Origin of the sequence: uncultured Streptococcus sp. (assembly GCF_938036805.1) — a bacterium.
Taxonomy (GTDB): domain Bacteria; phylum Bacillota; class Bacilli; order Lactobacillales; family Streptococcaceae; genus Streptococcus.
This window is the reverse complement of sequence record NZ_CALHWC010000197.1, coordinates 1-12,526: the sequence shown is the minus strand read 5'-3', so window position 1 is coordinate 12,526 and position 12,526 is coordinate 1. Positions and strand designations below refer to the sequence as shown.

The 12,526-nt window shown below is 39.7% G+C and carries 17 protein-coding genes and 1 pseudogene; all 18 read left to right on the top strand.

The window, feature by feature from the left end; all coding sequences use genetic code 11:
• The first annotated feature begins 63 nt into the window (after positions 1-63).
• The 18 genes and pseudogenes from Q0191_RS08610 (at position 64) to Q0191_RS08525 (ending at position 12,458) form a co-directional block, all read left to right on the top strand.
• Positions 64-912 carry a hypothetical protein gene (locus tag Q0191_RS08610; RefSeq protein WP_297665648.1) on the top strand — a complete coding sequence of 283 codons (849 nt, stop codon included), beginning with the start codon at positions 64-66 and terminating at the stop codon, positions 910-912.
• A 14-nt stretch (positions 913-926) separates the two neighbouring features.
• Positions 927-2,456, top strand: coding sequence for an accessory Sec system glycosyltransferase GtfA (gene gtfA / locus Q0191_RS08605; protein ID WP_297665646.1), 1,530 nt, complete (start codon positions 927-929; stop codon positions 2,454-2,456).
• Positions 2,457-2,486: 30 nt separating this feature from the next.
• Positions 2,487-3,815 (top strand): accessory Sec system glycosylation chaperone GtfB, encoded by a 1,329-nt coding sequence (gtfB, locus tag Q0191_RS08600; RefSeq protein ID WP_297665644.1) that lies wholly within the window; start codon positions 2,487-2,489, stop codon positions 3,813-3,815.
• Positions 3,816-3,885: 70 nt separating this feature from the next.
• Entirely contained in the window at positions 3,886-4,062 is a 177-nt protein-coding gene (locus Q0191_RS08595; RefSeq protein WP_061422521.1) for a hypothetical protein, read from the top strand.
• Between the two features lie 106 nt (positions 4,063-4,168).
• Positions 4,169-5,206, top strand: a complete 1,038-nt coding sequence (gene holA / locus Q0191_RS08590) for a DNA polymerase III subunit delta (RefSeq protein WP_297665639.1) — start codon at positions 4,169-4,171, stop codon at positions 5,204-5,206.
• A gap of 91 nt (positions 5,207-5,297) precedes the next feature.
• Positions 5,298-5,903 carry a superoxide dismutase SodA gene (gene sodA, locus Q0191_RS08585; protein WP_062005403.1) on the top strand — a complete coding sequence of 202 codons (606 nt, stop codon included), beginning with the start codon at positions 5,298-5,300 and terminating at the stop codon, positions 5,901-5,903.
• Between the two features lie 113 nt (positions 5,904-6,016).
• Positions 6,017-7,069, top strand: coding sequence for a serine hydrolase (locus Q0191_RS08580; RefSeq protein ID WP_297665635.1), 1,053 nt, complete (start codon positions 6,017-6,019; stop codon positions 7,067-7,069).
• A 52-nt stretch (positions 7,070-7,121) separates the two neighbouring features.
• Positions 7,122-7,538: a hypothetical protein gene (locus tag Q0191_RS08575; RefSeq protein ID WP_297665633.1), complete on the top strand. Its 417-nt coding sequence runs from the start codon at positions 7,122-7,124 to the stop codon at positions 7,536-7,538.
• Positions 7,539-7,656: 118 nt separating this feature from the next.
• Positions 7,657-7,866 carry a hypothetical protein gene (locus tag Q0191_RS08570; RefSeq protein WP_297665631.1) on the top strand — a complete coding sequence of 70 codons (210 nt, stop codon included), beginning with the start codon at positions 7,657-7,659 and terminating at the stop codon, positions 7,864-7,866.
• Positions 7,867-7,926: 60 nt separating this feature from the next.
• The gene (locus tag Q0191_RS08565) at positions 7,927-8,343 is read left to right on the top strand and encodes a hypothetical protein (RefSeq protein WP_297665629.1); all 417 of its coding nucleotides are present in this window, start codon (positions 7,927-7,929) and stop codon (positions 8,341-8,343) included.
• Positions 8,340-8,474 carry a hypothetical protein gene (locus tag Q0191_RS08560; RefSeq protein ID WP_297665627.1) on the top strand — a complete coding sequence of 45 codons (135 nt, stop codon included), beginning with the start codon at positions 8,340-8,342 and terminating at the stop codon, positions 8,472-8,474. The genes Q0191_RS08565 and Q0191_RS08560 overlap by 4 nt, the downstream gene beginning before the upstream one ends.
• Before the next feature lie 18 nt (positions 8,475-8,492).
• A complete protein-coding gene (locus tag Q0191_RS08555) occupies positions 8,493-8,909 on the top strand; it encodes a hypothetical protein (protein WP_297665625.1) in 417 nt (138 codons plus the stop codon).
• Positions 8,906-10,159 (top strand): hypothetical protein, encoded by a 1,254-nt coding sequence (locus Q0191_RS08550; protein ID WP_297665623.1) that lies wholly within the window; start codon positions 8,906-8,908, stop codon positions 10,157-10,159. The genes Q0191_RS08555 and Q0191_RS08550 overlap by 4 nt, the downstream gene beginning before the upstream one ends.
• A complete protein-coding gene (locus Q0191_RS08545) occupies positions 10,141-10,509 on the top strand; it encodes a hypothetical protein (protein WP_297665621.1) in 369 nt (122 codons plus the stop codon). The genes Q0191_RS08550 and Q0191_RS08545 overlap by 19 nt, the downstream gene beginning before the upstream one ends.
• Positions 10,506-10,805 carry a hypothetical protein gene (locus Q0191_RS08540; RefSeq protein ID WP_297665619.1) on the top strand — a complete coding sequence of 100 codons (300 nt, stop codon included), beginning with the start codon at positions 10,506-10,508 and terminating at the stop codon, positions 10,803-10,805. Before Q0191_RS08545 ends, Q0191_RS08540 begins: the two co-directional genes overlap by 4 nt.
• Before the next feature lie 7 nt (positions 10,806-10,812).
• Positions 10,813-11,233 (top strand): annotated as a pseudogene (locus tag Q0191_RS08535) (D-alanyl-D-alanine carboxypeptidase); the annotation flags it as partial.
• 177 nt (positions 11,234-11,410) lie between these two features.
• Positions 11,411-12,199: a YhfC family intramembrane metalloprotease gene (locus Q0191_RS08530; RefSeq protein ID WP_297665617.1), complete on the top strand. Its 789-nt coding sequence runs from the start codon at positions 11,411-11,413 to the stop codon at positions 12,197-12,199.
• Positions 12,177-12,458, top strand: a complete 282-nt coding sequence (locus Q0191_RS08525; protein ID WP_297665615.1) for an autorepressor SdpR family transcription factor — start codon at positions 12,177-12,179, stop codon at positions 12,456-12,458. The genes Q0191_RS08530 and Q0191_RS08525 overlap by 23 nt, the downstream gene beginning before the upstream one ends.
• Positions 12,459-12,526 lie beyond the last annotated feature (68 nt).

The window sequence follows — 12,526 nt, the reverse complement described above, 5'->3', positions numbered from 1 at the left end:
ATTTTATGCTACAATTGATAAGATAGTATATAATTAGAATAAATGAAGAATAGAGGGAGCAGAATGAGACTTAAAAAGACCCTATTTGGTAACTATCGTGCCAAGGAAGTTGAAGAATACATTGAATCGTTAGAAGAAGGATTTGATAGTGAAATTCGTAAAAAGAATGAGAAAATTGAATCTTTACATAAAAAAATGGATGCTTTAAAGAACCAAGAAAGAGAAATCGGTGAAGCCGTCGTTTATGCTAAATCGCTGATTATTGAAGCACATGAAAAGGCAGAAAAAGAGGCTCAAGAGGTTCTAGAAAAAGCTCAGAAAGACTTCTTACAAGTAAGATCGTCTATCCTTGAAGAGATCGATGAATTGACGAAAAAACGTCTTGAAACGGAACAGCTCTATAAGGCGCAAAAGGAAAAAATTAAAGAGCTTCTTAGTCAAATTGGTCAGATTCTAGACGAAGAAACTTTAGAGGGTCAAATTGACATCGCAAGTCTAATCGAGGAAGCTTCGGAAGACGACGAATTTGCAAGCATATTTGATACTCCTTTAGAGGAAGATGAAGCTACGCGTTTGTTTGATACGCCTTTGGAAGAAGACGAGGCTTCAAATGAGCAAGTTGAAGCTGAAAGTTTATTTGATGAAGCTTCTCTTGAAGCGCACGAAGAAGAAGTAAATGAATCCAATGTTTTTGGTGAGGAAGAAGTCCCAGTAGAAATCTCTGCTCCACAAAAAGAAGTTGTTAATATCGAGCAAACATTTGCTAAGACAGGTACAGATAGCTCTGTCCCCGTTACTTACTTCACTTCTCCTGTCAAAAAGTCAAAAGACGAAGATAAAGAAAAAGAGAAAAAGAAGAAAGGAAAAATCATCAAACGCCTTTCAAGAATTAAAAAAGATAATCTTTTGTAAGAGGAACATGGTTTATGACAATTTATAACATCAACCTAGGAATTGGTTGGGCAAGCAGCGGAGTAGAGTATGCACAAATTTATCGTGCAAAATTACTTCGCAGTGTGGGCTTAGAGGCAAAATTCATCTTTATGGATTTTATTTCAGCCGATAATATTGAACATTTAACGAAGAATATCGGCTTTGAAGACTCTGAGGTCATTTGGCTCTATCAGTATTTTACAGATGTTAAGATTGCTCCAACGACCTACACTCTAGCACATGTTTTAGCTAGTTTCAATAGAGAACCTCTAGAAATCGTCCGTAATCCTGAGAACAAGACCTTTCGGATCATGTTTGGAGATAATGATTTCGTAACGTGCTATGCTTGCGATATGGATAATGAACTGATTGAGCGGGCAGAGATTGTTTCGCGTGGCTGTCTCATTCAGAAAGAATATTATACTTATACCAAAAACTTTATTGAATACTATAGTCCTGTAGATGGTCGGGCTCGTCTCTACCAACGGACTTGGCTCAATGAAGATGGTAGTGTGGCTTACGAAGAGATTATCGATGAAGTAGACGGTAAGCCGGAAACGCAAGTTTATCGTTTTCCAGATCAGGTTTTCTACTCTAAGCAGGAGTTTGTTGCTCATTTCATGAGAAGCTTGAAGCTGACAGATAAGGATTTACTGATTTTAGACCGGGAGACAGATATTGGCCAGCCAATCTTCGCCAATAAGGGGGCTGCCAAACTAGCTGTCATCGTTCATGCGGACCACTTCAGTGAAAATCCAGCAGAAAAAGAGTATATCTTGTGGAATAATTACTACGAGTATCAATTTGAATATGCAGAAGAAGTAGACTACATCATCAACTCGACGGATGCTCAAACAGAGCTTCTGAGAGAGCAGTTTGCTCAATATACCGACATCAAACCGAAAGAGATTTTAACCATTCCTGTGGGCAGCTTGGATAAGCTGCGTCGACCAGAAGGCCCACGGAAGCCTTTTGCTTTGATGACGGCTTCTCGTTTAGCCAGTGAAAAGCATATTGATTGGCTGATTCACTCTGTAGTGAAGGCGCATGAGCAATTACCGGAAATCACTTTTGATATCTACGGTAAAGGCGGTGAGGAAGCTATGCTGCGGAAGTTGATTGCGGATCTGCAGGCAGAAGATTATATTCGACTGATGGGGCATCATCATATGGCGGATATTTATAAGAATTATTCTGTTTATCTAGCTGCATCTACAAGCGAAGGTTTTGGTCTGACTTTGTTGGAAGCAGTTGGGTCTGGCCTCCCCATCATTGGTTTTGATGTTCGTTATGGCAATCCAACCTTTATCCGCGATGGGGAAAATGGCTATCTGATTCCCAAGGCTCGTCCAGATGATTTAGATGCTATGACGACAGAGTACGCAGAAAAGATTGTTCAGCTATTAACTCAACATTCTCAAGAAGATTTGTCCCGTGTATCCTACGAGGTAGCTGAGCCTTACCTTGATGAGCATATTGCCCAGCGCTGGTCTGATCTGGTTCGATCGGCTCATACTAACTAAGTAGGATTCAGAAAGAAAGGCATAACCACTATGATTTGTTTGTTTGACCGCTACGATCAAGCAAGTTTTGATTTATTACGTTCATTAAAAGCAACAGGACTTGATTGTCCTGTTGTTGTTGTACAAGACGATGGCTACCTTGCACCAGATGTTGAGTCTCCTTACAGCTATTTTACAGGAGACTTGGACACACCAGAAGGCCGGCCGATTTATTTTAATCTTGTCCCTAAACCTCACTTATGGGAGATCCGATCCAGCAATGTGAATGGAGAAATCTTGGACATGGGCAAGAAGCGTGCCAATATTTTCTATCGCCAACCAACGCATGAAAGACGTGTGCGGGCTGTCGAATGGCTGGATACAGAGGGGCAGGTCCGAGCAGCAGATATCTACAATCGCAAAGGACGGCTTTTCGCACAAATAACCTATGACCAGACACAGCGTCCGACCCATACTCGCTATTTTGACCAGAGCAATGTCGTAGTCATTATGGAAAATCATCTGACTGGCGATATTATCCTGACACTGGAGGGAAAACGTCATATTTTTAAATCCAAACAAGAATTTGTCGTCTTTTATCTTCAGTATCGTGGATATGATACAGATCGTATTATTTATAATTCTCTAGCGACGCCCTTCTTGGTGGCTTACGCTCTTCGTCCTAAAAATGGTCGTGCAGAAGATCTTCTTTTCTGGCAAGAGCCTATCGGAGAGGTGTTACCTGGTAATATGAAAGCGGCTATGAAGCTGCCTCATCGCAATATCCGCATCGCCGTTCAGGATCGGCAAGTATATGAGAAGATTCAAAGCTTGGCGACACCGGAAGAAAAGGCTTATTTCCATAATATTGGTTATATATATGATTACCAGCGCCTTAACAATATGAATCCTGAAGCCTTGATTTTGACCAATAGCGATCAGCTTGAGCAAATAGAGCAGCTCTTGACTCAGCTGCCAACTGTGCATTTCCATATCGGAGCCATCACAGAAATGTCCAGCCATTTGATGGGGCTCAATCGTTATCCGAATGTTTCGCTTTATCCAAATATTCGTCCGGCAAAGGTTGCAGAGCTTTTTGAGAGATGTGACTTGTATCTAGATATCAATATCAGCGATGAAATCCTCAATGCTTGTCGCACAGCCTTTGAGAACAACATGTTGATTCTCAGCTTCAAAAACACTTGCCATAGTCGTCGATTTATTGCGGATGATCACATTTACGCGCCAGAAAATGTCTCAGGCATGGTGGATAAGATTCAAAGTGTTCTTGCCCACTCATCAGAGATGGAAGCAGCACTTACTAGACAGAAACAGGCTGCTAATCAAGCTAGTTTGGAACAATACAAGGCCATTCTTTAACCATATAGAGGAGAACTTGCTTTCGATGAGGGCAAGTTCCTTTATGCAGATTTAGTAAAGGAGGACAATCATGCCAGAAAAGAAAAAGGGAATTCTGCAGGAACATATCAACGAGCAGCTAGATAATCGTAGAAGACCATTGAAAAGAGAGAAGCAAGAGTTTAGTATGATTGCAGTGTTAGGTGGCATTCTTTTTCTTATCACTCTCTTGGTCACAATCATCATGCAGTTGGGACAATTCTTTTAGTCTCTGATATTCTAGTTAGAATGATAAAAAACAGCAGACTTTCCTGCTGTTTTTTGTTACAATTTATACATGACTAAGAATCAAGAAAATAGAAGGGAGTGCCACTGTGTTAGCAATTGAAAAAATTAGGAACATCACTCCCGAAAATCTGTCGACCTTAACGATTTTGACGGGAGACGACTTGGGGCAATTTGAGCTGTTAAAAGACGAGTTTCTGAAGCAGATCAACTACGATCCAGCGGATTTGAATGTCACGTTGTTTGATATGAAAGAAACGTCTTATGCAGATGTGGAGTTAGATTTAGTCAGCCTGCCCTTTTTTGCGGATGAAAAGATTATTATTTTAGATCATTTTGCGGATCTAACGACAGCGAAAAAGCGCTATTTATCAGATGAAGAGCTCAAGTCCTTTGAGCAGTATTTGGAAGCTCCTAGTAGCACGACCAAATTGGTCATTTTTGCGGAAGGCAAGTTGGACAGCAAACGCCGACTAGTCAAGATACTAAAACTCGACGGACAGATCTTTGAAGCGGCTGAGATTAAGGAAGCAGACTTACGTCAGTATTTTGCCAAACAAGCACAGCTTGAAGGTCTGGACTTTGCTCCGAAGGCTTTTGACCACTTGCTGATCAAATCAGGATTTCATTTTAGCGAAATCAGTAAAAACTTGGTTTTTCTGAAGTCTTATAAGGAGTCAGGGCAAGTCAGTCTGGAAGACATCACTGAGGCCATTCCTAAAACTTTGCAGGACAACATTTTTGATTTGACTCAGCTGATTTTACAGAAACAAATTGATGCTGCACGGAGTTTGGTGCGCGATCTAACCTTGCAGGGTGAAGATGAAATCAAGCTGATTGCCATCATGTTAGGCCAGTTTCGAATGTTTACTCAGGTTAAGATTTTGGCGGATAATGGCCGATCTGAAAGTCAAATCGTGTCGGACTTATCAGACTATCTAGGCCGCAAGATGAATCCCTTCCAAGTCAAGTTTGCACTTAAGGATGCGCGCGGGCTTAGCCTCAACTTTCTGAAAAGAACCCTGACCTGCTTGATTGAAACGGACTATCAAATCAAGTCTGGCCTTTATGACAAGGACTACCTTTTCGACCTCGCCTTGCTGAAAATCGCAACAGGAAACTTCTAAAAACTTAGCAAAATTTATAAGCAAAATAGTTGAAAAATGTGCGTTTTTACGTTATGATTTGTATAATAATAAAGAAAATGAGGACAAGTAAATGGCAATTATTTTACCAGATCTACCTTATGCATACGACGCTTTGGAACCTTACATCGATGAGGAAACAATGCACCTTCACCATGACAAGCACCATCAAACTTACGTGAATAACGTAAATGCAGCGCTTGAAAAACATCCTGAAATTGGTGAAGATTTAGAAAAACTGTTGGCAGATGTTGAGTCTATCCCAGCTGATATTCGTCAAGCAGTGATCAACAACGGTGGTGGACACTTGAACCACGCTCTTTTCTGGGAATTGATGACTCCTGAAAAAACTGCTCCATCAGCAGAACTTGCAGCAGCAATCGATGCGACATTTGGTTCATTCGAAGAATTCCAAGCAGCCTTCACAGCAGCAGCAACAACTCGTTTCGGATCAGGTTGGGCATGGTTGGTTGTCAACAAAGAAGGGAAACTTGAAGTAACTTCAACAGCAAACCAAGATACACCAATCTCAGAAGGCAAGACACCAATCTTAGGCTTGGACGTTTGGGAACATGCTTACTACGTGAAATATCGCAACGTGCGTCCTGACTACATCAAGGCTTTCTTCTCGGTGATCAACTGGAATAAAGTGGATGAGCTCTACGCAGCAGCTAAATAATAGAATTATAAAACGGATCGCAATGATTCGTTTTTAAATGCCCTTAAATGGACCTTTCTACTTGTTATTTTAATGAGAATCTTTTATAATACTGGAATATTAGGAGAAATACTTTGATTAAAAATGACATAAAGAATCTGGCTTGCTGGTTCGGTGGAGTTTTCTTATTTATTTGTTGTTTGGGTCTTTTGGTGGAACCACAGCGAGCTGGTAAAAAAATGGCAGAAGCGAGTCAATCAATCGCTTCTTCACAGTCTACAGAAGGAGAAGAGACAAGAACTGAGGCGACTGCGCGTTCTAGCAAGACAATGGAAGAGAAGCAAGAGGTGATGGAGCAAGACCTTCCGACCATGGAAGCCTTGGGCTTATCTTACGATTATGCGAATATGACCTTGCCACAAGTTGTCCAGACTTATATGGATGATATGGGAATCGATCCCTCTCAGATTTCTTTTTCTTATAAAGATCTGACGAGTGGGCAAACTTATGCCATGAATGATACCCAGCCTATGACAGCGGGCTCTACCTATAAACTTCCCCTTAATATGTTGGTTGTTGATGAGGTAGCAGCAGGAAAATTATCGCTGGAAGAGCGGTTTGATATTACCAACACCAGCTATGAATACAAAGGAGAACATGATAACTATGTAGCGGCCTTCAATGGCGCCATGTCTATCCCAGATATGCAGGAGTATTCCTTGGTTTACTCTGAGAATACGCCCGCTTATGCGCTAGCAGAGCGATTAGGTGGTATGGATAAGGCCTACAGCATGTTTGGAAGGTATGGCCGGTCAAAAGCTAAAGTCAAGACGATCAGCAGAGAGAATAAAACAACAACGGACTACTATATTCAAGTTCTGGAGTATCTGTGGAATAATCAAGAAAAATACAAGGATATTCTTTATTTTATCGGTGTGTCCTTCCCAGGTGAATATTACAAACGTTATCTTTATGATTTGACCATCTATCAAAAGCCTGGCTATGTTAGAGAGGCTCTCAATGTTGATGCTATTGTTATGGAGGAGAAGCCCTATATTGTGGCACTTTATACAGCCTATCTAGGTGGCAGCACAGAAGCCAGTGAGGAGATCAGCGGAGTTGGTATTGACCAGGTTGGTCAAATTGCCTATATCATCAATGAGTGGCACCGAGTCAACATGAATTAAGACAAGTTATTTATTTAATAATTGATTTGAATAAAAATGAGAGGTGGTTGCAATGCAGAAGCGAATTCTTATGAGTGTTTTAGGTGTGGTGTTGTCTGGTTTCTTGATTTTTGGCGCGGTTAGCTATTTTAATTATCAAACAGAACTAAAGCGCAATCGTGAATATGAGACGAGTTTAGCGAAAGCATTGAAAAATAGCTATAAAGATATTAAAGAAATTCAATTTAGTGATCCAAGTTATTCTGAAAAGCCTGGTGGATGGTATGTTCATGTTCAGTTGACCTTTGCTGATGGAACAAAATTAAAATATGGGGCGGCTCATTATTTAGATGATGTTAGTAATCATAATGCTTCATTTGGGGGACCTACTTACAATGAAAATATGGCCAATTTGCGATCTAGAGTTGGTCATACAGAAGGTGAAATTAAAGTAATCTATTCAGTAAAAGAGGAGATGATTTTGAAATGATATATAATTATTCTGATAAATAAATGGGTTTAATCAAGAAAAAAATGTTTATAGCGTTGATCCGAATTTAGCTAAGACCAATGGGCATGAAATTATAACTTCTAAGAAGGATAATGAGTTGGCTGATGATGAGAAAAATACAATAGCTATTGGAAATCAAGATTTCCGTATTGTCTCTGTCAAAAATGACCCTGCAACTGGTTTTCAGGGTATGGCAGTTGCTCCAACTGTTAATGGTCAGATAGATACAAACAGTGTGGCAGTGGTAGCTGCAGGTGCGACGCCAACGGATGTGAATGATTTGATTTTTGTTTTAAGGAAAAAGTAAATATGGTAAAAACATATAGAATTTATTTTTTGCTTAAAGTGAAAATGAGAGGTGGTTGCAATGAAGAAGCGAATACTGATAAGTGTTTTAGGTGTGCTGTTGTCTGGTTTCTTGATTTTTGGTGTGGTTAGCTATTGTAATCATCAAACAGAACTAAAACGCAATCGTGAATATGAGACGAGTTTAGCGAAAGCATTAAAAAATAGCTATAAAGATATTAAAGAAATTCAATTTAGTGATCCAAGTTATTCTGATAAGCCTGGTGGATGGTATGTTCATGTTCAATTGACTTTTTCTGATGGAACAAGATTACAGTATGAAACGATACATTCTTTGAATGAAACAATGAATCATAATGCAATATTTGGAGGGAAAAACCATATGAAGTATTATGAAAAATTGTCTTCAAAAGAAGGATCTACTGATTCGCAAGTTATAATTGTCTATTCTACTAAAGATAAGGAGATACTTAAATGACATATGATTACACTGATAAGGAGTTAAATGTTTTAAATCAGGAAGGGTATGTTTATAGTGTTAATCCTGATGTGGCTTTAAAAAGTAAGTATGGTAAAATGAATGTAGAATTCATTTTTTGCTTAAAGTAAAAAAGAGAGGTGGTTGCAATGAAGAAGCGAATTCTTATGAGTGTTTTAGGTGTGGTGTTGTCTGGTTTCTTGATTTTTGGTGTGGTTAGCTATTGTAATCATCAAGCAGAGCTAAAGCGCAATCGTGAATATGAGATGAGTTTGGCTAAAGCGCTGAAAAATAGCTATAAAGATATTAAAGAGATTCAGTTTAGTAATCCAAGTTATTCTGATAAACCTGGTGGATGGTATGTCCGTGTGAAATTAAATTTTAATGACGGAGAAGAGGTTGAATATAGCACAATCCATGCTTTGCATTTGAAAACAAATTATGGTGGTTCAATTGGTGGTAAAGAAGCCGAGAAAAAGTGGAACTATTTAGATTCTCAAAAAGGGATTACTAGTTATAAAATTTTAATTGTGTTCTCAGATGGTTCTAAAGGGGAAATAAAATGACATATACTTATACAGATGAACAATTAAATGGACTGAATCAAGAAGAGGCTGTTTATAGTGTTGATCCAAATTTAGCACAAAGTAAAGAGCATGATATTATAACTGATAAATCCGATGATCAGATAAAAGCAGGAGAAACAAACATATATAGAACGTCTGATGGTCAAAGATTTAAGATTCTTTCTGTCAAAAATGACCCTGCAACTGGTTTCCAGGGTATGGCTGTTGCGCCGATTGTCAATGGTCAGGTAGATACAAACAGTGTGGCAGTGGTAGCTGCAGGTACGACACCAACGGATGTGAATGATTTGAAAGGTGCGATTACCAGTATCAATCCTGAATTAAGTTCACCACAATTAGCGGTTGCAGATGAATTTCTTCAGGAAGTTAGAAAAAACTATCATGTGACACAACTGACTGGCTATTCACAAGGTGCTTATATGATAAAGCTAGGCGCAAAATACCATATTCCAACAACCGTTTTTAATGGCTGGTTTAGTTACGATACTTTAAGTGAAGATGAGAAAAAATACCTTAAGCGCAACACTCATCTATTTAAAAATTATCGTCATGCTCAAGATGATGTCGTTCAATATCAAGATGGAAACTTGGAAGGAGTACAGGGCAGAGATGGTTTTGGGACGATCTATTGGGTTTTTGGCTCCAGTCATAAAATTTTCGATTGGCAGTTTAATGAGCAGGGCCAAGTGATTGATGAGCATGGCCGAGTAGTGATTACTGCTCAGCGCCTTAATTATTTGGAGACGGCTAAAAATAGTTTGCAGTCTTTAGACACGGAATTGGCTTCATTGGTGGAGTTGCGGAACCGTCTAAAAGCAGATGGACTTTCTAGAGGCGAACAAATATACTTGGATAGTGAGCAGGCCTTAGTTACTGCTTCCGCCATTGAAAATATTGCAACAAAAGGATTGGACTTGCTGATTAGTCTGTATGATGATGCCATTCAAGAAGCCGAAGATCTTTGGAATCTAATCGTCCGCCAGGCTTATACTGCGGGTCCCAAATTGAGTGAATCTGAAATCTATTCAGCTTTATCAGCTGTCGGTGTGACAAGAGAAAGCATTAGCGTGTCGGATTTTCAACATTATCGTGAAAAGAAAGTACTAGCTTACGATCTCAAGCGAGAATTTGAAACAATCGCTCAGAAAATACGCTCAGGTATCCAGAAACAGCTGGATACCGATCAAGAATTGGCAAAGGATTTTAAACAATGGGATTTGATGAGATAATGGGCAACTTGCGGAATCAACGTGCAAAGATCGAAGAAGATTTCAAGGAATATAAGCAGGATTATGATAGACGAGAAGAAGACTTAGAAAGAGCGGATTATCTTTATCGTAATATGTTTGAAGAAAACATGAATCAGCTTCGCCTTGCTTTGAATGTTTTTGAACCAGATTCTATTTTATTAGGGCAGGTTTGTCAGGAATATCAGGAAAGTAGTGAGCAGGTTCAATGCTTTATCAATCAAAAGCGATCAGATTTAATGGAAGAATTTTCAGAACATAAGCGTCAATATCAACGAAATTTGGATGATAATGAAGAACAAATGCACCATTTGCAAAGGAGAAATCAATGATTGTTACAACAGATTTATTAGATCATTCAACGAGAGGATACGATGATTCTTTTCTTCAATATGAAAAAATGTTACAAAAGTGGAATGTTGGGTTCATAGGGCAGGCTGGTATTGCGAGACAAACTCAGAATCGCCAATTACTCCAGCAAAAGATAAAATCTTTCTCTGAAGAAGTTCGTTCAGATATAGCTTTGGCACTTTCTGATATGGATTCCAAGATGCAAGGAAAGTGGTCGCAGGCAGTTAAAGATAAGGTTGCTAGAACAACCAAGAAATTGGAGTGTTTTATAGATTAAAGCTGACGGGATGGAAAAGGCCTATGATATGTTCAGTCGCTACGGTCAGTCCAAGGCTGATATTAAGACGATCAGCCGGGAGAAATAATAAGACCACGACGGACTACTATATTCAAGTTCTTAAGTATTTATCAAAAAATCAGGATAAGTACAAGGACATCCTTTACTATATTGGCGAATCCTTCCCAGGTGAGTATTATAAGCGCTATCTGCGCGACATTACTATCTATCAAAAGCCTGGTTATGTTTGTGAGGCGCTCAATGTTGATGCTATTGTTATGGAGGAGAAGCCCTATATTGTGGCACTTTATACAGCCTATCTAGGTGGCAGCACAGAAGCCAGTGAGGAGATTAGTGGAGTTGGTATTGATCAGGTCGGTCAAATTGCCTATATCATCAATGAGTGGCACCGGGTTAATATGAACTAATCTAATAAATACGCCTTAGATAAAAATCTGGGCGTATTTTTGGTTTTTATTGCAGTGGAGCTTGATGATTTTTAGATTGAACGTTGTTTAGAAAAAATTCGAAATAGATTTGACATAAAGAAAGGAAAGATGTATAATCTATTTAGAAAAAAATCTAAACAGTTCAGGAGAAAAACAATGATTTCCATTCATATCTTGATTGCTATGCTGCTGATTTTAGGGGCAGTCCTTGTTCCTTTGGTTTATTTTAAAAAGACCAAGCACATTTCTCTGCTAGTTTTCCTTTTAGGGGGAGTTGGCTTTTATCTGTCTAGTCAGGTTCTGGAAAATATCTTGCATCGTATCGTTTTACAGCCTCAGGCTGATGGGACTATTGCTTTGCGGATGGAAAATCCTTGGCTATACGTTCTTTATACTGTTGCTGCGGCAGCTATTTTTGAAGAAACAGGTCGCTGGGTCATCTTTTACTGGCTGCAAAAGAAGCGTCCACTGACCTTTGGGGATGGTGTGGCCTATGGCTTGGGGCATGGTGGTATTGAGGCTTTGTTTGTTGGTATTGTCAGTCTCTTAAACCTTTGGGTTATAGCTCAAGTAGTGACTCAGGGGAATGCTCAGATGCTGGCTCAAATTCCTCAAGCAGTTATTGACAATGTCCGTTACATGAGTGCTGGCAGCATCTATCTTTTGGCTCTTGAGCGGATCTTGGCTATTCTTATCCAAATCTTGCTGACCTTCTGGGTTTGGAAGGCGGTCAAGGAGAAGGCTCCAGTGTATTTTTTAGCTGCGCTGGGACTTCACGCCCTGATTGACTTAGCGCCTTCTCTGGCTCAGGTAGGCTTTCTTCCGCCACTTGCAGTTGAAGCTCTGCTCTTGGTAGAAGTAGTGGCACTAGTCTTTCTGACCAAGAAAATCTTGAAAGTTTACCTGAAAGAAAGGTCTAATCATGGGGATCAGTCAAACGCTTAAAGCTCTAGCTGACCCAGTTCGGAGGGGGATTCTGGAAATGCTCAAGCATGGTCCGAAGTCTGCAGGGGAAATTGCCCAAGCTTTTGAGCTGACGCCTGCGACGGTATCCTACCACCTCTCTCAGCTAAAGAAAGCCGGTCTACTCGTAGAAGAAAAGCAGAAGAACTTTATTTATTACAGCTTAGATATCACTGTTTTTGAAGAAATTCTTGTCTGGTTTCAATCTCTTGGAGGAGGAAACGAAAATGAAAAAAAATAGTTTACAAGAATTAGGATGGGCGCTTGGCGTCATGCTCTTGCCAGTTTTCTATGCCATCTGGGTCTATC

What these genes read in the sequence shown, in the direction of transcription:
- Q0191_RS08540 (WP_297665619.1), top strand. Translation starts at nt 10,506, where the DNA reads ATGATTGTTACAACAGATTTATTAGATCATTCAACGAGAGGATACGAT.
- Q0191_RS08560 (WP_297665627.1), top strand. Translation starts at nt 8,340, where the DNA reads ATGACATATGATTACACTGATAAGGAGTTAAATGTTTTAAATCAGGAA.
- sodA (WP_062005403.1), top strand. Translation starts at nt 5,298, where the DNA reads ATGGCAATTATTTTACCAGATCTACCTTATGCATACGACGCTTTGGAA.
- Q0191_RS08555 (WP_297665625.1), top strand. Translation starts at nt 8,493, where the DNA reads ATGAAGAAGCGAATTCTTATGAGTGTTTTAGGTGTGGTGTTGTCTGGT.
- Q0191_RS08550 (WP_297665623.1), top strand. Translation starts at nt 8,906, where the DNA reads ATGACATATACTTATACAGATGAACAATTAAATGGACTGAATCAAGAA.
- Q0191_RS08525 (WP_297665615.1), top strand. Translation starts at nt 12,177, where the DNA reads ATGGGGATCAGTCAAACGCTTAAAGCTCTAGCTGACCCAGTTCGGAGG.
- gtfA (WP_297665646.1), top strand. Translation starts at nt 927, where the DNA reads ATGACAATTTATAACATCAACCTAGGAATTGGTTGGGCAAGCAGCGGA.
- Q0191_RS08575 (WP_297665633.1), top strand. Translation starts at nt 7,122, where the DNA reads ATGCAGAAGCGAATTCTTATGAGTGTTTTAGGTGTGGTGTTGTCTGGT.
- Q0191_RS08545 (WP_297665621.1), top strand. Translation starts at nt 10,141, where the DNA reads ATGGGATTTGATGAGATAATGGGCAACTTGCGGAATCAACGTGCAAAG.
- Q0191_RS08565 (WP_297665629.1), top strand. Translation starts at nt 7,927, where the DNA reads ATGAAGAAGCGAATACTGATAAGTGTTTTAGGTGTGCTGTTGTCTGGT.
- Q0191_RS08530 (WP_297665617.1), top strand. Translation starts at nt 11,411, where the DNA reads ATGATTTCCATTCATATCTTGATTGCTATGCTGCTGATTTTAGGGGCA.
- Q0191_RS08595 (WP_061422521.1), top strand. Translation starts at nt 3,886, where the DNA reads ATGCCAGAAAAGAAAAAGGGAATTCTGCAGGAACATATCAACGAGCAG.
- Q0191_RS08610 (WP_297665648.1), top strand. Translation starts at nt 64, where the DNA reads ATGAGACTTAAAAAGACCCTATTTGGTAACTATCGTGCCAAGGAAGTT.
- gtfB (WP_297665644.1), top strand. Translation starts at nt 2,487, where the DNA reads ATGATTTGTTTGTTTGACCGCTACGATCAAGCAAGTTTTGATTTATTA.